Annotated in this window: 27 protein-coding genes and 1 other annotated feature; of the genes, 8 read left to right on the top strand and 19 right to left on the bottom strand. The window is 36.5% G+C overall.

The annotated features are described in order from the left end of the window. Positions 1 to 2: 2 nt before the first annotated feature. The 6 genes from ATZ35_RS08590 to ATZ35_RS08565 all read right to left on the bottom strand — a co-directional run bounded on the left by ATZ35_RS08590 (position 3) and on the right by ATZ35_RS08565 (position 4,759). Positions 3 to 854 carry a MurR/RpiR family transcriptional regulator gene (locus ATZ35_RS08590; protein WP_208930391.1) on the bottom strand — a complete coding sequence of 284 codons (852 nt, stop codon included), beginning with the start codon at positions 852 to 854 and terminating at the stop codon, positions 3 to 5. Between the two features lie 20 nt (positions 855 to 874). Next, the gene (locus ATZ35_RS08585; protein WP_208930390.1) at positions 875 to 1,351 is read right to left on the bottom strand and encodes a PTS sugar transporter subunit IIB; all 477 of its coding nucleotides are present in this window, start codon (positions 1,349 to 1,351) and stop codon (positions 875 to 877) included. A 16-nt stretch (positions 1,352 to 1,367) separates the two neighbouring features. Next, the gene (locus tag ATZ35_RS08580) at positions 1,368 to 2,186 is read right to left on the bottom strand and encodes a PTS system mannose/fructose/sorbose family transporter subunit IID (RefSeq protein WP_208930389.1); all 819 of its coding nucleotides are present in this window, start codon (positions 2,184 to 2,186) and stop codon (positions 1,368 to 1,370) included. Next, on the bottom strand, positions 2,179 to 2,985 hold the full coding sequence (locus tag ATZ35_RS08575) for a PTS mannose/fructose/sorbose/N-acetylgalactosamine transporter subunit IIC (RefSeq protein ID WP_208930388.1): 807 nt from the start codon (positions 2,983 to 2,985) through the stop codon (positions 2,179 to 2,181). The genes ATZ35_RS08580 and ATZ35_RS08575 overlap by 8 nt, the downstream gene beginning before the upstream one ends. 412 nt (positions 2,986 to 3,397) lie before the next feature. Beyond that, the gene (locus ATZ35_RS08570) at positions 3,398 to 3,754 is read right to left on the bottom strand and encodes a DUF7006 family protein (protein ID WP_208930387.1); all 357 of its coding nucleotides are present in this window, start codon (positions 3,752 to 3,754) and stop codon (positions 3,398 to 3,400) included. 186 nt (positions 3,755 to 3,940) lie between these two features. After that, positions 3,941 to 4,759 carry a LysR substrate-binding domain-containing protein gene (locus tag ATZ35_RS08565; RefSeq protein ID WP_208930386.1) on the bottom strand — a complete coding sequence of 273 codons (819 nt, stop codon included), beginning with the start codon at positions 4,757 to 4,759 and terminating at the stop codon, positions 3,941 to 3,943. Between the two features lie 110 nt (positions 4,760 to 4,869). Between ATZ35_RS08565 and ATZ35_RS08560 the strand changes: the two genes are divergently transcribed. Then, positions 4,870 to 5,913 (top strand): YeiH family protein, encoded by a 1,044-nt coding sequence (locus tag ATZ35_RS08560; RefSeq protein WP_208930385.1) that lies wholly within the window; start codon positions 4,870 to 4,872, stop codon positions 5,911 to 5,913. 48 nt (positions 5,914 to 5,961) lie between these two features. Here the strand turns inward: ATZ35_RS08560 and psiE are convergent, their stop codons facing one another. Further along, on the bottom strand, positions 5,962 to 6,411 hold the full coding sequence (psiE, locus tag ATZ35_RS08555; protein WP_208930384.1) for a phosphate-starvation-inducible protein PsiE: 450 nt from the start codon (positions 6,409 to 6,411) through the stop codon (positions 5,962 to 5,964). Positions 6,412 to 6,680: 269 nt separating this feature from the next. Between psiE and ATZ35_RS08550 the strand changes: the two genes are divergently transcribed. Further along, positions 6,681 to 7,409 (top strand): TraX family protein, encoded by a 729-nt coding sequence (locus tag ATZ35_RS08550; RefSeq protein ID WP_208930383.1) that lies wholly within the window; start codon positions 6,681 to 6,683, stop codon positions 7,407 to 7,409. A 259-nt stretch (positions 7,410 to 7,668) separates the two neighbouring features. Continuing rightward, positions 7,669 to 8,991: a PTS cellobiose transporter subunit IIC gene (gene celB, locus ATZ35_RS08545; RefSeq protein ID WP_208930382.1), complete on the top strand. Its 1,323-nt coding sequence runs from the start codon at positions 7,669 to 7,671 to the stop codon at positions 8,989 to 8,991. A 66-nt stretch (positions 8,992 to 9,057) separates the two neighbouring features. On the opposite strand, the gene ATZ35_RS08540 is transcribed toward celB, so the two are convergent. From ATZ35_RS08540 to opp1B, 11 genes are all read right to left on the bottom strand, one after another. Then, on the bottom strand, positions 9,058 to 9,426 hold the full coding sequence (locus ATZ35_RS08540; RefSeq protein WP_244148230.1) for a hypothetical protein: 369 nt from the start codon (positions 9,424 to 9,426) through the stop codon (positions 9,058 to 9,060). 147 nt (positions 9,427 to 9,573) lie between these two features. Then, a complete protein-coding gene (gene rplT, locus ATZ35_RS08535) occupies positions 9,574 to 9,933 on the bottom strand; it encodes a 50S ribosomal protein L20 (protein WP_086279831.1) in 360 nt (119 codons plus the stop codon). Between the two features lie 221 nt (positions 9,934 to 10,154). After that, positions 10,155 to 10,355: a 50S ribosomal protein L35 gene (gene rpmI / locus ATZ35_RS08530; RefSeq protein ID WP_010762697.1), complete on the bottom strand. Its 201-nt coding sequence runs from the start codon at positions 10,353 to 10,355 to the stop codon at positions 10,155 to 10,157. A 110-nt stretch (positions 10,356 to 10,465) separates the two neighbouring features. Next, a complete protein-coding gene (gene infC / locus ATZ35_RS08525; RefSeq protein ID WP_010762696.1) occupies positions 10,466 to 10,987 on the bottom strand; it encodes a translation initiation factor IF-3 in 522 nt (173 codons plus the stop codon). Positions 10,988 to 11,055: 68 nt separating this feature from the next. Next, positions 11,056 to 11,188: a sequence feature (ribosomal protein L20 leader region), on the bottom strand. Between the two features lie 107 nt (positions 11,189 to 11,295). Further along, complete coding sequence (locus ATZ35_RS08520; protein ID WP_208930381.1) at positions 11,296 to 12,096, bottom strand: Cof-type HAD-IIB family hydrolase; 801 nt, start codon at positions 12,094 to 12,096, stop codon at positions 11,296 to 11,298. A gap of 14 nt (positions 12,097 to 12,110) precedes the next feature. Further along, positions 12,111 to 12,896 (bottom strand): Cof-type HAD-IIB family hydrolase, encoded by a 786-nt coding sequence (locus ATZ35_RS08515; protein ID WP_208930380.1) that lies wholly within the window; start codon positions 12,894 to 12,896, stop codon positions 12,111 to 12,113. Positions 12,897 to 13,160: 264 nt separating this feature from the next. Further along, positions 13,161 to 14,282 (bottom strand): RNA-guided endonuclease TnpB family protein, encoded by a 1,122-nt coding sequence (locus ATZ35_RS08510; RefSeq protein ID WP_208930379.1) that lies wholly within the window; start codon positions 14,280 to 14,282, stop codon positions 13,161 to 13,163. Between the two features lie 364 nt (positions 14,283 to 14,646). After that, positions 14,647 to 15,606 (bottom strand): ABC transporter ATP-binding protein, encoded by a 960-nt coding sequence (locus ATZ35_RS08505; protein WP_208930378.1) that lies wholly within the window; start codon positions 15,604 to 15,606, stop codon positions 14,647 to 14,649. Beyond that, a complete protein-coding gene (opp1D, locus tag ATZ35_RS08500; protein ID WP_086279820.1) occupies positions 15,606 to 16,667 on the bottom strand; it encodes an oligopeptide ABC transporter ATP-binding protein Opp1D in 1,062 nt (353 codons plus the stop codon). Before opp1D ends, ATZ35_RS08505 begins: the two co-directional genes overlap by 1 nt. Before the next feature lie 5 nt (positions 16,668 to 16,672). After that, positions 16,673 to 17,725 (bottom strand): oligopeptide ABC transporter permease, encoded by a 1,053-nt coding sequence (opp3C, locus tag ATZ35_RS08495; protein WP_010762690.1) that lies wholly within the window; start codon positions 17,723 to 17,725, stop codon positions 16,673 to 16,675. Beyond that, complete coding sequence (opp1B, locus tag ATZ35_RS08490; RefSeq protein ID WP_010771133.1) at positions 17,725 to 18,666, bottom strand: oligopeptide ABC transporter permease Opp1B; 942 nt, start codon at positions 18,664 to 18,666, stop codon at positions 17,725 to 17,727. The genes opp3C and opp1B overlap by 1 nt, the downstream gene beginning before the upstream one ends. 81 nt (positions 18,667 to 18,747) lie before the next feature. Between opp1B and ATZ35_RS08485 the strand changes: the two genes are divergently transcribed. Beyond that, positions 18,748 to 19,095: a DUF3899 domain-containing protein gene (locus ATZ35_RS08485; RefSeq protein ID WP_208930377.1), complete on the top strand. Its 348-nt coding sequence runs from the start codon at positions 18,748 to 18,750 to the stop codon at positions 19,093 to 19,095. Positions 19,096 to 19,174: 79 nt separating this feature from the next. Here the strand turns inward: ATZ35_RS08485 and ATZ35_RS08480 are convergent, their stop codons facing one another. Continuing rightward, positions 19,175 to 20,851 carry a peptide ABC transporter substrate-binding protein gene (locus ATZ35_RS08480; RefSeq protein WP_208930376.1) on the bottom strand — a complete coding sequence of 559 codons (1,677 nt, stop codon included), beginning with the start codon at positions 20,849 to 20,851 and terminating at the stop codon, positions 19,175 to 19,177. A gap of 576 nt (positions 20,852 to 21,427) precedes the next feature. Here ATZ35_RS08480 and ATZ35_RS08475 point away from each other — a divergent pair. The 4 genes from ATZ35_RS08475 (at position 21,428) to ATZ35_RS08460 (ending at position 24,938) form a co-directional block, all read left to right on the top strand. After that, positions 21,428 to 22,486 carry an FUSC family protein gene (locus ATZ35_RS08475; RefSeq protein ID WP_208930375.1) on the top strand — a complete coding sequence of 353 codons (1,059 nt, stop codon included), beginning with the start codon at positions 21,428 to 21,430 and terminating at the stop codon, positions 22,484 to 22,486. A gap of 39 nt (positions 22,487 to 22,525) precedes the next feature. Further along, positions 22,526 to 23,161, top strand: a complete 636-nt coding sequence (locus ATZ35_RS08470) for a pentapeptide repeat-containing protein (protein ID WP_208930374.1) — start codon at positions 22,526 to 22,528, stop codon at positions 23,159 to 23,161. Positions 23,162 to 23,352: 191 nt separating this feature from the next. Continuing rightward, positions 23,353 to 23,580 carry a hypothetical protein gene (locus ATZ35_RS08465; RefSeq protein ID WP_086445048.1) on the top strand — a complete coding sequence of 76 codons (228 nt, stop codon included), beginning with the start codon at positions 23,353 to 23,355 and terminating at the stop codon, positions 23,578 to 23,580. Then, positions 23,580 to 24,938, top strand: coding sequence for a tripartite tricarboxylate transporter permease (locus ATZ35_RS08460; protein WP_208930373.1), 1,359 nt, complete (start codon positions 23,580 to 23,582; stop codon positions 24,936 to 24,938). Before ATZ35_RS08465 ends, ATZ35_RS08460 begins: the two co-directional genes overlap by 1 nt. Positions 24,939 to 24,955 lie beyond the last annotated feature (17 nt).

The raw sequence follows: 24,955 nt of genomic DNA, 5'->3' as shown, positions 1-24,955 counted from the left end.
CCCTACTTTTCTTTCAGTTTCTCTACCAATTTTCTTGTATCCATCATATTCTTTTCAATTGTCGTATCTAAATCATCTTGGATCGAGCCTAAATATAAGACGTCTCCTACAGCCATGGTAGAAGCGATCGAAGCAATTGCACCTACTCGCAGTAGATGTTCATTGGCTGGTACAAGTAATACTTCATCGCTTAACTTCGTGATCCGTTCACTTTCATTTCTAGTAATGAAGATGATTTTCGTTTGATTTTTCTGGGCAATTTCACAAGCAATCAAGACTTCTTTTGACATGCCACTATACGAGACTGCAATCAAAACATCCGCTGGCTTAGAGTAATTTAAAAATTCAAATTGCATATGGACGTCATAATTAAAGACTGCTTTTTTCCCAGCTCGATTAAATTTATGATATAAATCGTAAGCCGTTAAAGAGGACGAACCAATTCCCATCAAATAGATTGTCTCTGCTTGCTTGATTACATCAATCGAACGCTTTAAAGCCTGCTTATCGACTAACTCAAATAGATCTTCGATCGTTGCATTTAGTAAAGATTCTACTTTTGCACATAATGTATCGATTGAATCGTCCACTGCTACGATCGGGTCGATTGTTTTTGGCGCATGTTCTGCACCTTGTTTTGTTGCAATCGACAGTTTTAGCTCTTCCCAGCTATCAAACGTCAATGATTTAGAAAAACGAGTCACAGAAGCGGGAGAGGTGCCGCTATTGGATGCAATTTCATTTGCGGTCAAGGAAAGAACCAAGGTTGGATCTTTCAAGATATAATCAGCGATCTTTCGATTGACCTTAGAAAAGTTTTTGTATTTTTGTCGGATAATTTTGATTGCATCCATGCATATTCAGCTCCCATTGCTTATTTAATAAAGTTTAAAATTGTTTCATCAGATTCTGAAGGAATCATTTGTGCTGTGATTTTTATGCCCTTTTCATCTAAACGTTTGATTGTTTGGACATCTGTTTCAGTAACAGCCACTGATTTTTTAATTGGTTTACTGCCTTCTTTTTGTGATATGTTCCCAACATTAAAGGCTTTTAAGGGAACACCGCTATCGATCAAATCAGCCATATCTTGAATATCTTTTGTAATCAGGAATACTTTTTCGTCGTCGTAATTACCAGCTAAAATTTTCTCAATTGCTTTACGTTTGGAAAGGATCGATAATTTTACGCCAGCAGGTTTAGCCATCTTCAATGCCCCAATCTGCATTTGATCTTTGACCGCTAAATCGTTAACGACCATAATTCTTTGAGCACCTAAAGTATTCGTCCAAACGGTTGCTACTTGACCATGGATCAAACGTTCATCTACACGTGCATGTTCAATTGTCATTCTTCATCATCCTTTTTTAAAATAGATTTCCGATCCAAGCAGTGATTCCTTGTAAATTGCCTAAAACCATTCCAAGTAGAATCAATACAAAAATCAAACGCGTTGAATTCATTTTTTTCTTCCCCAACAACCAATAAGACATCATCACGATTGACAACGGAATCAAGGCCGGTAGAATTTTATCCAGCATCTCTTGAATAGATAAGGTCACTTCTCCCATTTTATAGGTCAACTCTAGTTTATAAGTTATGACCGAAGGAATCAATCCTCCAACGACTGTTAATCCAAGAATTGCAGCAGCTTGTGTTAACAGCTTCATTTTATCCGCAAATTCTGTAGCGATTTTTTTTCCTTGATTATAACCGATCCATGTAAATTTATAGCGCACCCATAAAACAGCTAAGCCTGCAATAATCGGGATTGCCAGACCAAAAGCTTGTCCTCCTTGAGCCATGTATGCGGCAATTGAAAAAACAATTGCTCGGTAGATTGCAATAAACAGTGTATCACCTACACCCGCAAATGGTCCCATCAGTCCTGTTTTTAATCCTGTGATCGCCTGATCATCTTCGATCCCGATCTCTTCTTCTAAAGCCATATCTGCCCCAATGATCAAGTGCGACATAGCTGGTGTTGTATTGAAAAAGCCCATTTGGGTTTTAAGCGCCTTTTTCATCTTCTCGGGATCATCCCCGTATAATCGTTTTAAGGCAGGCATGATCACATAAGAATAGCCTAGACCTTGCATTTTTTCATAATTCCAGCCCCATTGTAAGCTAAATAAATTTCTCCGATAAACTTTATTGATGTCTTTTTTCGTTAGTTTGTTAGTCATCGATTTCTACCTCCTCATCGTCTTCATAGACAACTGTTCCAGCAGATGTTGCAGAACCTTTATTATTATTTTGATTCATAACATAAATTGCTGCTAAAGCTAAACCAACCAAGGCCACTCCTAAAACAGAGAAGAAGGCTGCACCATAAGCCAATAAGACAAAACCAATAATGAAGTACGGCCAATAAGTTTTGATTGGTAAGTAACGCATCAAAATAGCGATCCCCATTGCTGGTAAAATTGCACCAGCAGCTTTCAGACCATTCATGACCCACACCGGAATCCATTCATTGATCACTGTTACAACTTGCTCACCAAAGGCTAAGCCGATAAAGACTGGAATCACCCGTGATAATGTCCAGGGAAAAATCCCCAAAATATTACAACGTTCAACGCCTTTATAATTTCCTTCTTCCGCATATTTATCTGCTTTATGCTGGAAAAATGTATTTGTCATTCTACCGAGAATATCTAATTGCGTCAGTAATAAACCAATAGGCACTGCAACTCCGATGCCATACTCAGCACCTTTTCCAGAAATAATCGCATAGGCTGTCCCCATCACAGCACCAGACAGAAAATCCGGAACCGTTGCCCCGCCATAAGTGGCTACACCAAGCGTCATCAATTGCAACGTTGCTCCAATCATCAAACCTGTTTGAACATCGCCTAAAACCAAACCAGTAAACGTTGCGGCAAACAATGGCGTATACGGACCGATCTGAATAGATATCTGATCTAATACACCTACAGCTGTGTAAATACATAAAATAAGAATAATGCCGATAGAAATTTCCATTTTGATTCCTCCTTAATATAAAAATGTGACAGGCTCGTTCAGCTCCGACTGGAAAATAGGAAAAATCGATTGTGGTGCTCTTTACCACAAACTATTTTTATCTTTTTCCCGAGGAGCTAGCCCGCGTAGCTAGATAACATATGGTAACAACGTTCTACTTCAATTCACTCACTACGTTTCAAAGTAAAAAAAGAATACGCTTTCTTTCCACAGACAAATCATACCATATTTGAAATCGAATTTCAACTATATATAAAAATGCCTAAATAAAGAAACGTGATTTCTTTTCAAAAGACAAAAAAACACAACTAGTCCCATTGGCTAGTCATGTTCTTCAAAAAAATCTCACTATTTCTTTTACACTTCACTTAGTACGATTCATCAAACTCCTATGTAATGATAAATAGACGGTTTAGATAATTCTTTGAGAAATCGACCAAGTCTCATATTCTGGCATATCAAAAATGTACTTTTCTCTATGTGTTTTTTTGTATTCTTGTTCAATCAATTGAATCGTAGCATTTGCCGTATCATCTTCCAAAGCATAGCCATTAAAGATATAGAAAATAAGTAATGTGCATTTTTCATCAATTGCCATTAATTTTGGTAACGTTAACGCTAGTGTTTCAGCATTTATTTTTTCAACTAGTTGATTCGCTTCTTTAGATAACTTGCAGTAATAGTCGATGTATTCTTGATCAACTTTTATTGTTTGATCAACAGTTGCAACATATTCTTCAAGCTGAATATTCCATAAAAATGTTTCCACAAGGTTCCCTCCTGGTCTAGATATACTCTGTATGTTTTTATTGCGAAATACCTACACAAAATATGCTAGTTATTTCCTGAAAAAATAATCTCTTATTTAAGATAGCACAAGGTACCCGTTTTGTTCCATTAAAATGACTAGATTATTACACAAAAAAAGGATACTAGCTTTTTTTCCATTTTTGAACTAATGTTCCTGATAGTATTGATGAATGAAACACTCAATCTCACGTAATTGACTAGATTCGATATGTTGTCTTTTAATAAAGTAAAAATTTCTCTGGTATTCCTGACCTAGTGAGCGCCAGTTCAATTTTTGGGTCAACGCTCGCTTAGAAATAATTGACTGACCGATTCCCCGCTCTAAACATCTAACAATCATTTCATTGTTTTTGACGATCATTTTTTGAGGATTTAAGTTATGTGCCAAAAAGTAGCGCTCAGTATAATGAAATACTCCAGAATTTTCCTCTCGAACTAGCCATAAATCTTTTGAAAAATCACCAGCATGCACTAATTCATCAGCCAAAATTTCTTGACGAATGATTGAATCGGTGATTAGTGGTTTTTCAATAAAACCAAAATGGGCTTGGTGCTTCTCGATTCTATCTAATACACGCTCAGAATTATCCATATCTAAAATAAATGAGACTTCCGGAAAGCGTTGGATCAATTGATCCATTAATTCTGGTAGATAATAAACTGCAAATGTATTGGAAGCAATGATCCTACAGGTTTCTCTAGGGTTGGTTTGCACTCGTAAAGCTTGCACAACATCTTCCCAATCATCAGATAAATTAAGCAAATGATTGTATAAAATATCCGCTTGTTTGGTCGTAATGATTTCTTGCCGTCCATTTCGTACAAACAGCTGAATATCAAGCTCTTCTTCCAATAATTTGATTTGATTCGAAACAGCTGGTTGTGAAATAAATAAACGTTCTGCAGCTTTTGAAAAATTTTTAGTTTCATAAACGACACGAAACGTTTTCAGTAATTTAAACATAGAGACCCTTTCCATTCGTTTTAGTTATAAATATTATTTTAACTATTTATTTCTCAAATGCAAATAATTTCGTTATACTAGATTTGTAGAGAGATAAACATGGAAAGAAGATGAATATTTTAGTGGAAAATAATAATAAAGGAAAATATTTAACAAAAACAATGATCATTTTACCTGGATTGATCACCGCTTTTATGGTAGCCGTTATTAGCAAAATCATTGCGATTTGGCTACCGACTTTAGGTGCAGCAACGATTGCGATCTTGCTGGGTATCTTACTTGGAAATACTTTTTTAAAAAATCCAATATTGGAAAAAGGGACGAAAATTGCTGAAAGCAAGCTATTAGAATTCTCAGTTGTTTTATTGGGTGCCACAGTGACGTTTCAAACCATCGCACAAATCGGAATCAAAGGAGGCATTTTTGTCCTTTTACAAATGGCTTTAACGATCATTGCTTCTTATTTTCTTGGTAAAAAGATGCAGTTTTCAGATAACATGTCCTTATTAATGGCTGGTGGAAATGCAGTTTGTGGTTCTTCAGCAATTGCATCGATTGCACCAGCGATTCATGCAAAAGAAGAAGAAAAAGGGCAGATCATTACCCTGGTCAATTTACTAGGAACTATTTTAATGCTACTATTGCCAATTATCGGCTCCATTATTTACGGGACAGACATTCTGACAAAAAGTGCGTTGATCGGTGGGATTCTACAATCTGTCGGACAAGTCGTTGCAAGTGCTAGTATGATCAACGGAGAAGTGGTAGAACTTGCTATGTTGTTTAAAATTATGCGGATCATGATGCTTGTAGTCGTTGTTTATCTTTTTGGTCGATTCAAGCAGCAAAGAGCACCGATTACTACAACTACAGAAATAACACCTAAGAAAAAAGGCTCCGCTTTACCTTGGTATGTTGTGGGATTCGTACTATTTTGTGTGATCAACAGTTTGATTCATTTACCTGTAGAATTAAGCCAAACAGCACATTTCTTTAGTGGTTGGTTTGAAATCACAGCGTTAGCTGCAATTGGTCTACGTTTAGATTTTCAAAAGTTCTTCAAAGAAGGAAAACGTTTTTTGATTTACGGTCTATCAGTTGGTGTGATTCAAGTTGTTTTAGCGATTGCACTGATCTTTTTATTAGGAATTTAAATAGTAAAAAGTCACTCGAAAAGCATTCGAGTGACTTTTTTTACCGGATTATTTTATTTCCTGTCTATCATCTGTATGAGGTTTAAACCCAACATAAGATTTGTTACCACTTAAATTAAGCACAAACAACACAATAACCAGTGATAAAATCGATACTGATAATAATAGCGTCTGTACAGCATCACCGTGTAATACCATCAATTGCCTTAAAATAGCTGTAATACAAATCAGAATCAAATACCGGATCGGAATATGATGTCCTTCTTGAATATAGCGGATTACCATCATAATAAACTCAAATAACATAAAAAATGCTACCACTTCTTGCATCACGATCGATAAGTTTTTAGGCGTCATCGGTTTATTGATAAACGTACCGATATCAATCAATTGACGTATCATAAAAATTAAAATAAGTAGTGCTAGTACGCCCAAAACAATATCTAACACCCAATTAACATATTTTTTCATGATGCCGAATCTTTGTTCTTCTTTCATCTTCGTCCTCCTTTCATTTCAAGAGCTAAATCGTTTTGTTCAAAGTCTAACTAAAAACAGTGGCCACTCTTCCTTTATAAGAATAATATATCATTCTTTTTACACGATGTAAAAATCTAAATCTGAAAAAAGTGCTACATAGCAAGCAGTTTAGGGTATTCGACATCAAAAGAAAGCAAAAAGTCTGACTGAATAATCCAACTAAAGTCCCACTCTTTTTAAAATTACCTATGTTATCTTTTAATCATAAAGTTTGGGGGAATTATTTTATGAATAAAAAATTGGATGCATTTCACTTAAAAGTGATTGCGATTGTTGCTATGTTGCTTAATCATATTGGGAGTGGTTTTAGTCTTTATGAGTATTCAGACTCGCTATTTTTCTTTACAGAATTTATTGGAAAGCTGACATTTCCTATCATGGCCTATTTACTCGTTGAAGGGTTTCATTACACGAGAAACATTAAAAAATATGCCGCACGCTTAGGTCTATTTTGGCTTATTTCAATCTATCCATTCCATGCCTTATTTTATCCCGGTTACCCTTTTGCTTTGACAGAATTAGTCAATAATATTTTCTTTACACTTTTAATGGGGCTTCTATTGATTACCCTATACGATCGAACCAAAAATACGGCTATTCACGTTTTATTGGTGATTATTTTTTCACTTGCAACGATCATGTCTGACTGGAATTTAATTGGCGTTTTGATTATTTTTGGATTTTATCGGATTCAAGATGTTAAACTAAAAAAAATCATACCGCCAGTTTACGCAACAGCCTTCTTATTTTTATTGATGTTGATCGTCTACATGATTGCACCAAGCTCTGTTCCTTGGTATGAATTACTTTCAGGTCTTGGTATTCTGATGACTATTCCACTGCTTTTAAATTATAATGGGCAACGTGGTTACTCTCCAAATTGGGTCAAATGGGGCTTCTATTTATTTTATCCAGTACACATGATCCTGCTTATCTTACTACGCGGAATTTTGTAAAAATGGCACAGTTTAATACAGCAGTGTATTTAAAAGGCGAGTTCTTTTTAAATACACTGTTTTGCGTTTAACACAAGGTCATCTGAAATAAATAAGTCTTTTTATCTAGATAACTACCCAAATTGAGTTGATTTTAGCAAATCTATCCGATAGAATAAGTTTATCCCTCTTTGTTTCTAATAACAGGCGAGGGAATTGTTTTTCTAGCAAAAATGTAAGGGTTTACAAAAAAGGTGTCTTAAAATAAAGGAGGACTAATATGAATACTTTCTTAGAAAAACTACAAGCTAAACTTGGACCGATTGCTTATAAACTTGATTCAAATCGTTATCTTTCTGCCATCAAAAACGGTTTTTTTGTGGCCATGCCATTATTAATTATTGGTTCGATGTTTTTACTGGTTACACAATTGCCAATAAAGCCCTATATTCAGTTTATGGAGTCTGTTTTAGGGAAAGATTGGATGTCTTTGTTTCTTCAAGTTAACAACATGACGATGAATGCGATGACCTTATTTGTTATTTTGGGTATTGCGAGTGAAATGGCCAAATACTACTCTGTTGATAGAGGTTCAACTCAAGCAATTGCTCTTGTTGGCTTTCTGGTCTTAACACCGATCACGGCAACCGAAAACGGTTCTTTTTTACCCTTAAGTAACTTCGGGGCATCTGGTCTATTTGTCGGTATGATCACAGCAATCTTAGCGGCTGAAATTTTCCGATGGGTCGTCCAAAAGGGCTGGACGATCAAGATGCCGGAGTCTGTCCCTTCAAATGTGGCAAAATCATTTTCCGCATTGATACCGGGATTTTTTGTCGTAATTGTATTTAATCTGATACGAATCGGCTTTACGTTTACATCATATGAAACGGCTCAAAATTTTATTTTTGAAGTTTTACAAACGCCACTCTTGGCATTAGGCAGTTCACTTCCAGCAACGTTAATTATTTTATTGTTTGAAGCATTACTATGGTCATTTGGTATCCACGGTTCAAATATTGTTGGTGCTGTAATGCAGCCAATTTGGATCGCCCTGACTGTAGAAAATGCGCAAGCCTTTGCTGCTGGTGAACCATTACCAAATATTGTCAATTATCAGTTTTATAGTAATTTTGTCAAACTTGGTGGGTCCAGTGCAACGATTGGATTGGCCATCGCTTGTCTCTTCTTTGCAAAGTCAGCTCAGTTCAAAACTTTAGGAAAATTATCTTTTGCACCAGCAATTTTTAATATTAATGAGCCTTTGGTTTTCGGGATCCCGATCGTACTAAATCCAATGATGCTGATTCCCTTTGTGATTGCACCTCTGTTGATGTGTATCCTTGCGTATACAGCCATGGCAACTGGAATTGTCCCATTGACCAATGGGGTTAATCTACCGTGGACCATGCCACCTGTGATCGCAGGATTGATGGTTAGTGGTTGGCGAGGTGCTATTTTGCAAATCGTTCAAATTTTGTTGAGTTTTGGATTGTATTACCCGTTCTTTAAAATGGAAGATTTAAAAGCGTATAAGGTTGAGATGGAGGGAATAGCAACTAGTGAGGAGACACTAGAAACTGAAATTACGGAGAGTGTTTAAATAAGTACAATCAAAAAAGCGAAGAATCAATTCCTGATTTTTCGCTTTTTTACTCTCTTTATTCCTCTAAACCATCCCAAAAGCTATCACAATTGCTGCGTCATTTGCAGTTGATTCTGATCCTTGGGTATTTAATAAGAGTGTTCCGCCGATCGCAATCACTCGAGCTAAAACAAAGCCACCTAAAATAATCCCAACATTTTTCTTAGTAAAAAAATCAAATTTTAAGTTTAAAAAACCTAACTTTTCCCCTAAAAATACTAGCAGCCAAATATTCCCAATAATTACCACCATCAGTACAATCGCTGCAAACAATGATAACTGGACATTGCCCATCGCTAAGGAAGCTCCTTTAGCAAAACTAAATATGAACATCCCCATTTGGCTGACTAAAAATAACCCAACTAAAACAAAAAACTTTTTAACGTATCCCATCTCATTACTCCCTTTTTTAACTATATTTTTACTGATTTCATTCATCATACCAAACTATGGGGAAGTAGTAAAATAGCTCATCGATGAGGTAATAAAAAATCCCTACTCAAATGAGTAGGGATAAACATTATCAGATAATTGTTTTAATTATTTAGCTAAAGCACCTTTAGCTTGGTCAGCTAATGCTGTAAATGCTGCTGCATCGTTCACTGCTAATTCTGCTAACATTTTGCGGTTGATATCAATCTCTGCCAATTTCAAACCGTGCATTAATTTAGAATAGCTCAAGCCATTCATACGAGCTGCTGCGTTGATACGTGCAATCCATAATTTACGGAAATCACGTTTCTTTTGACGACGATCTCTGTATGCATAACTGTATGATTTCATTACTTGTTCTTGTGCTGTTTTAAATAATGTATGTTTTGATCCATAATAGCCTTTCGCTAACTTAAGAATCTTTTTACGACGTTTACGGGCTACTACGCCACCTTTAACACGTGCCATGGTTAATTCCTCCTAAATATCTGTTGTCTCTATGAGTTATTTTAATTGCTAAGTTGTGACAAGAATTTTTTCAGCTCTCTCAATTCAAGCAAGCTTTTTACTAATCTAGCTTCGTGGACTAGGCCTCTCGATAAATAGATAAATTCTTTTTAAAGATAAAAAGCATCTTTAAAAAAATTTCCTAATTTACTCGATGCCTGATCGAGTCCCCTACGCTTTTTTTACTTCATTCTTGCTAATTGTTGACGAATACGTTTGAAATCGCCTGATGAAACCATTCCTGCTTTACGCAATTGACGACGTTGTTTTTTTGTTTTACCGTGGAAACGGTGACTTGTAAACGCACGGAATCTTTTTAACCCGCCGTTACCAGTACGTTTGAAACGTTTTGCTGATCCGCGGTGTGTTTTTTGTTTTGGCATGACTAATTTTCCTCCTACATTTTCATTTCGCATACAGTTCAACTAAATTAGTTGAAAAAGTTGAACAAGCATCCTAAAAAATTTGATTCACTAGTTATCAGCTTGTTAGCTTAATTTTCATTCTTCGGTGCCAGCGTTAGAAACATGCTGCGTCCGTCCATTTTCGCTTTTTGTTCCACTGTAGCGATATCTGCAGTTTCTTCCGCTAAGCGATCAAGAACTTTCTGACCAATTTCTTTGTGGGTAATGGCACGGCCTTTGAAACGGATCGAAGCTTTCACTTTATCCCCTTTTTCTAAGAATTTACGTGCATTACGAAGTTTTGTATTGAAGTCATTTAAATCAATTGTTGGACTTAAACGTACTTCTTTTACGTTGATCACTTTTTGTTTCTTACGAGCTTCACGCTCTTTCTTTTGCGTTTCGAAACGGAATTTTCCGTAATCCATAATTCGCGCAACAGGAGGTTTCGCAGTAGGTGCTACTAGAACTAAATCCAAATTGGCAGTTTCAGCAATTTGTAATGCCTCCACTTTTGTTTTTACTCCTAATTGTTCTCCATCTTGTCCGATCAAACGTAACTCGCGTGCACGAATGCCGTCGTTCACCATCATATCCTTTGCTATGGTCATTCACCTCCAAGTTTTTTAAGAGAAAATCAATGCTGAAACTCTTATTTTCAAAGTCTGTTATTGTGTAAAACACAATAAAAAACAGGCTCTGTATACAGATCCCGCGATTTTCGGACTCATATCAATCGATATAAAGAATCCAATATCCAGCCCAGTGACACTGTCAACTAAGGCGAGAAGCGGGTGCTTCTGCTTTCATTTCTCAACTTTAACAGTATATAATATCTATTTACTTTTGTCAATGCTTTTTTCGCCAAAACAGAAGTGACTGATGGACCACTTCTGTCTCAGCTATTTTTCCACTGTTTTTAATTTCCAAGTAGCTCTGCTATTTTTACAAGCACACCCTTTTCATCATTGGATAAAATAATTTCTTTGGCGGCTACTTTGACTTTTGGTTGCCCATTACTCATTGCATAGCTATATCCTGCATGTTTCAACATCTCTATGTCGTTACCGCTATCACCAAAAGCTGCCACTTCATGATTCTTTATACCCCATAATTCTTGAAGTTGTAACAACCCATGTGCTTTATGGATTCCTGGGATAATTAGATCCACATCGCCATGTCCACTAGAAACAGGGATTACTTTATCGCCTAATGCTTGATGTAATTGCTCGAGCACTTCTCCTACTTGCTCAACAGGAAAGCTCAATGCAAACTTGAATAACGTATCCTCTTTCACTTCAAACAAATTTGATACTTTTTTTAGTCGATAGTAATATTTTTCACCATGTTCCACGAAGGAATCTGGTTCAGTTTCGGCAACATATGCACTATTTTTACCGCACAAAATCGTATGTCCCTCTTTAAAATCAGCTAAAATAGTAAGTACTTCATGAATAGTGTTTGAATCGATTTCACCTGTAAATATCTCTTTCCCTTCACTTACCACATAAGCACCATTTTCTGCTACAAACGACAATTCCTCAGCGATTTCTGGGAAAAAAGATTTGAGTTGATAATATTGGTTGCCACTAGCCACAACAAAACGAACATTTTGTTGTTTCATTTGTTGGTACAACTGATTAAACGTTTCTCGATCGTAATCTTGTTGACTGTTCAAAAACGTTCCATCCATGTCTACTGCAATCATTTTTACTGTCATTTTTTTACTTCCCTTCAGTCTAGTAATCCAAAATGAGTTAATCCAAATTGAATCCCATTATCCACATGAGATTTTGTGATAAAATCTGCTTGGCTTTTTACATACGCCGAAGCGTTATCCATTGCAATTGCTGTTTGTACGGCTTCAAACATTCCTACATCATTTTCACCATCCCCAAAGGCATATGTTGGCACATGGCTTAACTTTAAGCTTTCGATTACTTGATAAATACCAGCCTTTTTCGACTGACCGTTTAAGACAACTGCCATTGAATAAGGGCTATCTCTAAAAAAAGTTAAACGTTCAGCAAAAGCTTTTCGGTATAATGCATCTTTTTCTGGTTCTTCTGAAAAAAGATACATCATATAAATCTCATGGGTCTTATGAAAACTAGTTGAAATTTGCGGCATCAGTGCATGATCCAAATGATATAATTTTTCCATACTGTTATCCGAGTAACAAGCCGCATACTCCGCTTCGGTATAACAAGCTAAAGAATGTCCCATCTCCTCAGTAAGCGCCATCAATTCTTGAATCAGCGTTAGTGGAAATGCGTGTTTTGAGACAACTTGATTTTCCGCAACATTAAATTGACCATTTAAACTTACATAAGAATCAATTGGCGTACCTTCTATGATTTGCTTGATTTCCTTTGGCGATCGTCCGCTAGCAATAATTGGTAAACTATCCTTTTTCTTTAATTCCAAAATAGCTTCATGATTCTCTTTGGGTAATTTTGACTCTTTATCTAGCAACGTTCCATCTAGATCAAAGAAAACAAGTGCTTGATAATCCTTCATGTCTCCCTCCTTTTCACTTCCATCCACTATTATTGTACTATATTTTTGAAGAACACATCAAAAAACTTTATTCATCTTGTCCAAACCATTGACTGGCTAAACAAGAAGAATAAAGTTCAACTTTTTATTTTTCATTAACTAATAATTAGTGAACTATTTCTAGTAACTAGAAATTTCCTAGAAAAAGACAAATGATCGACTAAACGCTATATCTATCTTATATGCCCTAGGCTATCCCTGTAGTCCCTACAGTTCTTTGCTTTGTTAGTTACCTGTTGTTTCTTTCAATCCTTGGATCAATACGTTGATACTAGCAGCGGTCTCAGGATCTTGCAGTCCTTTTTGCTCATTGATATCTTGAGTAAAAATTTGACTCACACTATTTTCTGAATGTTCAGAACATTTTTTGCAAGCTAAAACCTTGATTACTCTTTTGTTATACCATGTAGCTTTATATTCAAGCTTTGAAACAAATAAAGCCCAAGAAACATCTGAGATACCACGATGCAACTTACTATTTCTATAAAAATCAGCTTGATGAATATCTTCTATGCAAATCAAATCATACTTTCGAACAATTTCTGTCGTAATCTTATTAAGAAAATCGATTCGCTGATTCATCAACTTCTCCCGCATTTTTGCTACTTTCAGCTTTTGTTTCTGATAATTTTTTTGTTGCGAAAGATCAGTTCCTTTTGCTTTTGCAATTTCTTTACGCCGTGTCAGTTTTCGTTCCTCTCTAGTGATTCGCTGCTCAAATTCTTTCGTAAATTTATCATTGTCGATACGTCTACCGTTTGATAATACCGCAAATTCAGAAGCACCTAAGGTTATGCCAACCGCCGAATACGTCTTCTCGATCGTTGGAATTTCCTCTTCACACAAGATTGAAGCAAAATACTTATTACTAGGAGTCAAAGAAATCGTTACTGACTTTATTTTCCCTATTACTGGACGATGCATTTTCATTTTCACTAACGATTTTAACTTAGGTACTTTCAAATATTTTTCATCAATAATTTTTACTGTACCATTTTGATTGTTCGTCGTATAAGAGGAAACGGAATCTTTCTTCTGTTTCAACTTAGGAAAACCAATAGACTTTTCTCTGTGAAATTTTTTAAATGCTCGATCCAAATAAACTTGTGCGTTCGATAAAGCTAAACTATCCACTTCCTTTAAACAAGGATACTCTTTTTTATATTGAGCAGGTGTTGGCAACTTAACTTTTAAATCAGGATTTTCCTTCAGCTGCTTATATAACTGAATCCGTTCCTGCAACAAAAGATTATGCACAAGCCTTACACAAGAAAAAGTTTTTTTAATAAATTCTTCCTGTATTGAAGTAGGGTAAAGCCTATACTTATACGCTTTTAACACCTTCATTAAAATCCCACCCTACCAATAAAAAGCTGAGTGGGCTCGTTTAGCACCGACTGAAAAATAGGAAAATATGTTTGTGACGCTTTTTGTCACAGGCAGATTTTCTCTTTTTTCCGAGAGACTAGCCCACGAAGCTAGATTAGATAAAAAGCTGAATGAGCTGTTCAGCCTTGACTGAAAAATAGGAAAACATGAGGGTGGCGCTCTTGGCCACAATCAAGTTTTATCTTTTTTCCGAAAGGCTAGCTCATGAAGCTAGTTCAAAATGATTACGTCACAATGAAAACTTGTTCATTCATCTGACCTTTTAAAAATGCTAGCTAAGAAAAACAGATTGATTTTCTTAGCTAGTATTTAGTTTGCCAAACTACTCGTGATTCGCTTGGGCTTTTTTCTCTTCAATTTTCTTGCGATACACTTCAACTTCATCTTCTGAACAATACACATAATGCTCAGGTGTAATTTCTCTTAATTTGCGTTCTTTATTGTCTTCTGGTTGCGGTTTATAAACGATCCGTTTACGCGTCCGTTCATAATCTGGATCAGGTAGTGGGATAGCTGATAATAAACTTTCTGTATACGGATGTACACCAAAGTTATACACATCATCACTTGAACCCATTTCCAATAATCTTCCGCTATGCATCACGCCGATACGGTCACTGATATGTTTAACCATTGATAAATCATGGGCAATAAACAAGTAAGTCAGACCAGCATCTTTTTGTAAGTCTTGCAATAAATTAACCACTTGCGCTTGGATCGAAACGTCCAATGCTGAAATCGGCTCATCACAAATGATAAAGCGTGGGTCAACAGCTAAGGCTCTTGCAATCCCGATACGTTGACGTTGACCACCTGAAAACTCATGTGGATAACGTGTACCGTGACTTGGATCAAGACCAACGACTTTTAGTAATTCATTGACTTTTGATTCGCGTTCAGCTGCATCTTTTGCCAAGTGATTAATGTCGATTCCTTCAGCGATAATATCATTGACTTTCATTCTAGGATTCAACGAAGCATATGGATCTTGGAAGATCATTTGCACTTCACGACGAAATGCTTGCATTGCTGATTTTGAACGAATTTTACTGATATCATCACCATCAAAAATGATTTCGCCATCAGTAGGATCGTATAAACGAATCACGCTACGGCCAGTCGTTGATTTACCACTACCAGACTCGCCAACTAATCCGAAAGTTTCTCCTTCATAGATATGAAAACTAATATCATCAACCGCTCTTACTTCGTCAGGACGACCAACGTTAAAATATTGTTTTAATCCTTTAACATCTAAAAGTACTTTTCTTTTTTCACTCATTATTTAACGCCTCCTGCAGTCGTATTATGACGTTCAGCGTAAATCGCCCAACGTCTTGCAATTTCAGCTGGAGGGGTGATTTTTGGTGCTTGCGGTGCTAATAACCACGTTGCAGCTTTATGAGTTGGTGATACTTCAAAATATGGCGGTGCTTCTTCTGCGTCGATCTTCATTGCAAACTCATTACGAGGGTAGAAAGCATCTCCTTTTGGTGGATCTAATAAATCAGGAGGTGAACCTGGGATCGCATATAGCTTATCTTCAGTTCCTTCCATTGTCGGCATTGAGCCAAGTAGCCCCCATGTATATGGATGCTGCGGGTTATAAAAGATTTCTTCTGATGTTCCTACTTCAACTAAACGTCCACCATACATAACGGCTACACGATCAGCCACGTTTGCTACTACCCCTAAATCATGGGTGATAAAGATAATCGATGTGCTGATTTTTTGTTGTAAGTCTTTTAATAATTCTAAAATTTGCGCTTGGATCGTAACATCCAAAGCTGTTGTCGGTTCATCTGCAATTAGAACTTCTGGGTAACAAATCAATGCAATCGCGATCACGATACGTTGACGTTGTCCACCTGAAAATTGGTGTGGGTAATTTTTCAAACGTTTTTCAGCATTTGGAATCCCTACTAATTTTAATAATTCTAGTGCTTGATCTAGCCCTTCTTTTTTTGATACTTTATTGTGCTTGATCAACGATTCAGCTACTTGTTTGCCAATCGGCATTGTTGGATCCAATGATGTCATTGGGTCTTGGAAAATCATTGCAATTTCTTTCCCACGAATGGTTTGCATTTGTTTTTCCGTTTTGTGTACGATATCTTCACCTTTAAACAGGATTTCTCCATTGTCAATGTTTGCATTGCTGCTCAATAATCGCATGATACTTCTAGTAGTTACTGATTTACCACTACCAGACTCTCCTACGATCGCAAGAGTTTCCCCTTTGAACAATTCAAAGCTCACACCACGAATAGCATTTACTTTTCCAGCAAACGTATCAAAAGAAATCTGTAAGTCTTTTACTTCTAATACTTTTTCCATAGTCATTCACTCTACTCTTTCATCTTAGGATCGAAGGCATCACGTAGTCCGTCAGCTAACAAGTTGAAACAAATCATTACGACTGACAGTGTTACGGCAGGAATCCACATCAAATATGGAAGGAAACGGAACGTTTTATATCCTTCATTTAATAATGTTCCAAGTGAAGCGGTCGGCGGTCTTAATCCTAAACCGATGAAACTTAGAAACGCTTCGAAGAAAATTGCTGACGGGATACTGAACATCATTTGAACGATAATTACGCTGGAAATATTCGGTAAAATATGTTTAACAGCGATCTTCAAACGAGATTCTCCTAATGTTTGGGCAGCTAAAACAAATTCTTGATCTTTTAATTTCAAGGTCTGAGCCCGAACGATTCTGGCCATTGAAATCCAGTTTGTAATAACCATCGCTAACACGATTGACAAAATACCTGGATCAAAAACAGTCAGCATCAAAATCATCACAACAAGGTTAGGAATTCCTGAAAGAACTTCCAAGATACGTTGCATCACCGTATCCACACGTCCGCCTAGTAATCCTGAGATCAAACCGTATGTTACACCGATCGTAATATCAAGTAATGCTGCGATAAATGCAATCAATAATGAGATACGAGTTCCCATGAATAAACGGCTCAATACGTCACGACCTAAGCCGTCTGTTCCAAGGTAAAAGTTAACATTATCAGGAACATTTGCTTGGGCGTATTTATCGACCATTTTACCAGCCACATTCGCTGTACCGTTAAATCCATTGATACTATCTAAAAATGGAATACGCGGTGGCAAGTTGATGTACGCTACATTTTGTTGTGTTGGATCATGAGGTGAGACCCAAATAGTAATAATTGAAATAAAGATGATGATTCCGAGTAAAATCAACGAAATTACAGCAGCTTTATTCTTTTTCAAACGACGCCAAGAATCTTGTAAAAAGCTTAGTGATGGCGTTGCAATTCGTTCACGTTCCTTGGTTGTTGATGTATCCAAAGGCTGAAAGTCATTTGCAGGTATGTTTTTGATTTTTTCTGGGACATTGTTTAAGTCAACTGTTTCCATTAACCTTTGGCACCTCCTGAAACACGAATTCTTGGATCGATCAATCCATAAAGTAAATCAACGATCAAGATTACAAATACTAATAAAGCAGAATATAAAATCGTTACGGCCATAATCGTTGGATAATCATTCGTCATAATTGATTTTACGAACTGTTCCCCGATACCTGGGATAGCGAAAATGTTTTCAACAACTAAAGATCCAGTCATTAAACCTACAGCTAAAGGTCCAAGTAATGTGATCAACGGAATCAAACTATTTCTAAGACCGTGTCTCACTGCCACTTGCCAGCGGCTCAAACCTTTGGCGCGAGCTAACTCTACATAATCACTATGTAAAACTTCGACCATCTCGGTTCGTATAAACCTGGCGGAATCGGCCATTGGACTCATTGCCAGGGCGATCGTCGGTAAAATCGTATAAGCAAAACCATTCCACATTGCGATTGGTAATACTTTTAATTTCATGGCAAAGATATATTGTAACAATACGGCAAAGACGAAGTTAGGAATCGAACGTCCTAAAATTGCCATTAACGTAGCCAATGTATCGACCCATGTGTTTTGGCGCATTGCGGCAATGATCCCTAGTAAAATACCAACTAGTGTTCCAAAGATGATTGCTTGCGCACCTAATTGGACAGAAGGCCCAATACGACCTGCCAAAAGTTTTGCTACTGGTTGGTTTTTAAATTGGAATGAGATCCCAAAATCACCAACAAGCAGGTTTTTCAAGTAAATTCCATACTGAACGATGACTGGTTTATCTAACCCAGACTGCTTATTCAACATAGCGATTGTTTCTGGACTAAGTTTTTCTTGGTTGGTATAAGGAGTACCTGGTAATAATTGCATTAAGAAAAACGTAATCGTTGCGATCAACCACAATGTGATGATCATAAAGAAGACCCGTTTAAGAAAATATTTTCCAAAACTGTTCAAGAATGACACCTCCGAGATTATTTTGACTTCATCAGCTTTTTTAGATAAAGTAAGGATAGAAAATTAAGTAAGGATGAGCACATGAAAAATTTTAAATGGCCCTTGATTACCTCAGCGGTCTCAAGCATCGGTATTTTCACTTACCTATTAATTAAACAGTCATTCACTATCCGTTCTATATCAGATACCTTTTTCATCGTTTCATTATTCTTTCTGATTATCGGTCTTGCCCTATGGATCATGTCCTCAGGTTTTTTTGATAATTTCCAACGTTTTATGAAAATGCATTTTCGTTTTAGAAAGAAAAATGAGCCGAAAGAATTCATACCATTTTCTGAAATCGGTAATGCACATCAGCTTTACTGGCTTGAAACTGGTGGTATTTTACTGATCGTCTCTATTGTTTCTTTATTATTTTACTTTTTATGAGCAAAGATAGCAAGAGGACCGTTGCCTTTTTAATTCAAAGAGGGCAAAGGTCCTTTTTGCTATTGACTATCCATTTCGATTATTCTGAGATATACGCCCATTTGTAATCAAATTTTGGTCCAGCTGGGTGGAATGCAATTCCTTTAACTTTTTCAGAACGCATACGAGCTTGTGCTCTTTGGTAAAGTGGAACAACACCCATATCATCCATAATAACTTTTTCAGCATCGATCATATTATCCCAACGTTTTTCAGGATCATTCGCATTGGTTGTCGCTGCAGCCTTAACGTTTTTATCATATTCAGGACTGCTATAGTGACCACGGTTATAAGAATTACCAGTTTCAAATAGGTTCAAGAAGCTACTTGGATCGGCATAATCTGCACCCCAACCACCAATTGTTGTTGTAAAGTCGCCTTTGTTTGAACGATCTAAACGAACTGCGAATGGTACTGGGCTAACGGTTACTTTTACACCATCTAAAGTATCTTGGATAGCGCCTTGTAGATACTCAACTGTTTTCTTAGAAGAGTCAGTATCTGAAGATAGAATATCCATATCTAGTTTAGTGATACCCAATTCTTTTTTCGCTTTTTCCCAATACTCTTTTGCTTTTTTCTCGTCGTGAGCAATTACATTTCCTGCTTCGTCAGCAAAATCTTTATCCCCTTTAGGGCTAGTAGACATATCTGCTGGAACAAGTCCTTTTGGTTCTACTGAACCGTCACCTAAGATTGAATCAACCAATGATTTGCGATCGATTGAATAAGAAATTGCTTTTCTTAAGTTTTCATTTTTAAATGGTGAGCTATCTTCACGTTGATTCAATTCCATGTATTGAGTTGACGCTTCTTTTTCGATAACGAATTCTGGATCACTCGCCATTTGTTGTGCTAATTCTCCGCTCAATACAACTTCATCTACTTGACCATCTTGGAAAAGATTCAATGATGTAGGAGCTTCTTTTACTACGCTTACTTTAACTTCATCTAATTTAACTGTCTTGTTGTCCCAATAATCTTTGTTCTTTTTAAGAGACCATTCTGTATCTGTTCCTGGTCCGTCAAAATCTGCTAAAGTAAATGGTCCGTTATAAACGGCATTTTCACTGTTAGCAGCGAATTTAGCACCATATTTTTCCACAATATCTTGTCTTTGTGGGAAGAATGAAGGGAATGCGAATAAGTAATCCATAAATGGTGTTACTTGTTGTAAAGTAACTTCTAATTCATAGTCTCCTACTGCTTTGATACCTAATTCTGATTTATCTTTTTTGCCATCCATGATTTCTTGGCCATTTTTAACGGCACTATATAGGGAAGCATATTCTGAAGCTGTTGCTGGATCAACCGTGCGTTGCCATCCATAAACATAGTCTTCTGCTTTTACAGGTTTTCCATCTGACCATTTAGCGTCTTCGTTTAGCTTAATTTTATAAACAAGACCATCTTCACTCATCTCTGCTTTTTCAGCAGCACCAGCTGGTTGTGGTTTATTTTTAGCATCTAAACGGTAGATTCCTTCATAAACATTATTTAGTGCTGTAAAACTAACTTCATCCGTCGCTAACGAAGGATCGGCACTTGGCATTTCTTGTTGTTCATTAATACGAAAAATTTGTTCTCCGCTTGCTTTGCCGTCAGCCTCTTTTGAACTACCTGAATCGTCTGTATTTCCACCGCCGTTACCGCACGCCGCGAGTGTTAAACTAAATAAAGTGATGAATCCAAAAGCAAATGATTTTTTTAACTTCATTCTTTTTTCCTCCCTAGTAAGCCCTTGATTATTTTCTGAAAAATCAGAATTTAATAATTATTTATTGTTCTGAGGTATAGTTTACAATTTTTAAATTAAAAAATCAAGAATAAGCTTATTTTTTTTTAATACACCCATCATTAAATTATGTCTACATTAGAATCAATTTCTTAGAAAAGGCTATAGAAGACTGAATGAGCTGGTTCAGCCCCATTTGAAAAACAGGAAAATATGAGAGTCATGTTTTTGGTTACATTCAAGTTTTCTCTTTTTTTCGAAAACTAACCTGTATAGCTAGATTAAAGAAAAAGCTGAGCGGGCTGTTTAGTCTCGACTGAAAAATAGGAAAATCCCAATGAGGTGCTTTTTACCTTATTGAGATTTTATCTTTTTTCCGAGAGACTAGCCCGTATAGCTGGATTAGAGAAAAAGCGATTGTCTTCTTATAAATAAATATGTTAGATTAGTAATAGAAGGATTGTATTTTGATAGTCACAGACCATGTTGATTTATTTTTACAACTTAGCATCAAGTAATTTGAGTGCTATTTTTCATATTATTAAAAGGAGTGATCGGATGCACCATTCATCTTTTTTCAAAGAATTAACTACATTTCATAAACCGCAAAAAGCACCTTTTCGCCTGATTGGCGCAGGTATTTGTATGGCTGTCCCCTTATTCATTGGTTATTTTTCCAATAATTTATTGATTGGTAGTTTTGGTTCATTAGGGATTTTTACGTTCCTTTATTATCAAACTCTTCCATTAAAGGAGTTATTGACCCTTTTAAGTTCTGTTGGTGGTTTTTTACTTTTTGGAAATCTTGTGGGCGTTCTTAGCACCCATATTCCTTGGGTCATTCCAATTGCTATTGCTTTGATCAGCTTTAGTGCCCGGATCATTTTTAGGCTATATAGGATCGCTAAGCCAGGGGCTTTTTTTATTGTCATGGTAACAGCTATGGGAAGTGGTACTAAGATTCCTTTAGACAGAGTTCCTACTATGATGAGTTACGTTTTACTAGGTGTTTTGACCTCTCTTGTAGTTGCGGTTATCTTATACTTTATTGAAGGTGAAACCCCGTTACCACAAAAGAAAATTTCTTTGCAGGAACGCCTTTATACTGACCCCGCTGCCCTACTTGATGCGCTACATTATGCCGCTATTTTATTTTTAGCAACTTATATTAGCCAGTCATTGCATCTAACGAATGCGTATTGGATGATTGTTTCTTGTGCTGCAGTTTTACAAGGTGATAACTTACGTGCTGTGATGCATCGTAATATTCAGCGGATTTTGGGTACTATGATCGGTTTATTGATTGCGGCTCTTCTATTAAGCATTTCATTTACTTCATTAGAAACCATTTTTCTAATTTGCTTTTTCTTTTTGACTGTAGAATTTTTCATTAAACGAAATTATACGATCGCAAACTTTTTTACAACGCCTATGTCTTTATTATTAGCAAATTTAGCTCGCCACCAATATTTAGTTAGCTTGCTGAATTATCGTTTGATTGGGATTGTTTTAGGAAGTCTTTTAGGCCTTTCAGGCGCTTTTGTACTGACGACTTGCTTGAAGTTTTATAATCGTGCGTATCAATTAAATGAAAACTTAGATAAAGAAACAGAATAATGACACTCAATCTGTCATATAAATTTGGAGGTTTTAGTCATGAAACTCAAAAAACCCGTTCCCCCTTTGTTGCCTCAGCTAACTGAAACTGATTTCATTTCATTAGATGATGAAGTCATTATTGAAGGATTGGTATTGAAAGAGCAAGATCTTAGTTATCAAGATGTACGTAATTTAGTGTTTAGAGAGTGTCAATTTGAAAAAATCACGATGAATCGAAATCACTTGGAACGTTTTGAATGTAGTAATGTGATTTTCGATCATTGCGACCTTTCTAACACCGAATGGATCGGCGCTAGTTTTCATCAGGTTCATTTTCGACAATGCAAACTGACAGGTACGAATTTTGCAGAAAGCTATTTGCGAGATTGTCTTTTTGAAGACTGCTTGGCTGACTATTCTTCCTTTAGCGCAACAAATCAAAAAGTGGTTCAATTCAAGCGTACAAGTTTAAGTGATACTGAGTTTGTTGAAGTGGCTTGGAATCACCTTTTATTTGATAGTTGTTCATTGACTGGCAGTAATTGGTTTCATACAAAATTGTCTGGTCTTGATTTAACAAAGAGTACTTTTGAAAAAATTGCTTTCTCACAAGAATTACTAAAAGGGTTGAAAGTCACTCAAGAACAGGCCATTACAATTGCAGCCGGCTTGGGCTTAATCATTGATGAATAGAGGATAGAAAATGGGAACCATCGAAACAGTGCTGAACGCAGTCTCGGTTGTTCTCTTTTTCTTGTGCAGATTATTAATAAGATGTTAATTTTCTTATGAAATAGAATCTAAACATTTTACTTCATATACTTTTTTGGTACACTAGTATAGCTTGAGAACGATTCTCAAACAGTCCATTGGGGGGATTATAAATGAACAAGAAGCTGATCGAGCTTTGGGGTGACCTAGTTGATTTAAAAGATTTGATCATAGCGATCGCTATTTGCAGTGGCACAACGATGGGGAGTTTTTTTCTTGCCCCTGCACATGATACAACGAAACAACTATTTTTTGGTCTAGGTGGAGCTGTTTTGGGGTTCATTATTAGTACCTTTTTAATTAAACCAAAACGAATTGTGATCATGGAGGACGACGACTAATGGATGTTGGATTACTCTTTCAAATGCTGCTAGCCGTGATCGGAGCTGTCGTTTTATATACATTTATCGGTTTTGTGCCAGGAACGGATGAAACGTCTGTTTTGATGCCTGTCACACTAGCTATTGTTTTAGCAGGTGTACAGCCGATCATCGTTTTAACGTTTTTCATAGCTGCGATCATTACCTTAAATTTGATGAATGCTATTCCAACTGCATTAGTCGGTTTACCTGGTGGCGTGATGTCAACACCGATGATCGAACATGCTTTATACCTTAAAGAACGGGGACTAGCAACAACTAGTATTAAAAAAATGGCAACAGGTTCTGTGATCGGAACTGCCGTCGCTATACCAATAAGTTTGCTTTTAGCAAATATTTTGGCGCCTTTTTCAGATTCTGTGAAAGCATATGCCCCATTATTATTTGTTTTCGGAGCAATTTTTTTATCATTGATTGGGAAAAATAAATTACTCGCTTTACTAAGTATTATCCCACTCGGATTATTGTTTCAGGGGCTACGTTATCTATATTGGGGAATCGGGGCTGTTCCTCAAGAAAAAAATGTGACGGTCTCTTTCTTTTTAGGAATCACGATCGGTCCTTTACTCGTTTCTTTATTAGGATTGTTAAATAAACAAAATCGAGATGCTTTACCACGTCATGAAATAAGTAAAATCAAGTTGAACAAAACAGATGGAAAACAAGCTTCACGGCACACTTTTCAAACAATTACTAAAAAAGAAGCTGGGACTAGTATTGTCGTGTCCTTGCTTTCAAACTTTCTCTTCTTTTTAAGCCCAGTCGGTTTGACGATTCTATTTGGTGAGGCAGTTGCAAATAAAGAAAAAGATCCTGTCAAAAAAGCAAGTATGGCGATCACTTCTATGAGCGCCTTATCACATGCGACTTATCTTTCAGGCGTAATTATTCCGCTGATTGCTTTAGGTATTCCGTTATCACCAGTAGCAGTCGGACCAGCTAACGCTTTGTTCAATGCTCCACCCGTTTTTACCTTAGAACATAACCTCCATCATTTATTAAGTAGAGGAGAATTTGTTTTGTCGATTCTGTTTGCAGGGATCTTGGCTTCAGCTATTACATACTTCATTGCGATGACATATGCTCGTCAGATGACAGCTTTCGTTTTGAAAAAGATTCCCCATGAAGCCATTTTAGGGTTATTTATCGGGTTTATTTTATTACTAGCTTATATGGATGCTGGATTAATCAATATTTTTGGTGTTTTGCTCGTAGGAATCGTTTGTGGTACTCTTAATAAGATGGGCGTAAATTATGGCGTTCAATTCATGATTCTTTACGCCGCACCTTGGATCACGACACATCTGATATTTAAATAGAAGGACTGTTTATTACT

The organism is Enterococcus rotai, from assembly GCF_001465345.1.
GTDB lineage: Bacteria > Bacillota > Bacilli > Lactobacillales > Enterococcaceae > Enterococcus_L > Enterococcus_L rotai.
This window is presented reverse-complemented; position numbering and strand designations above follow the sequence as displayed.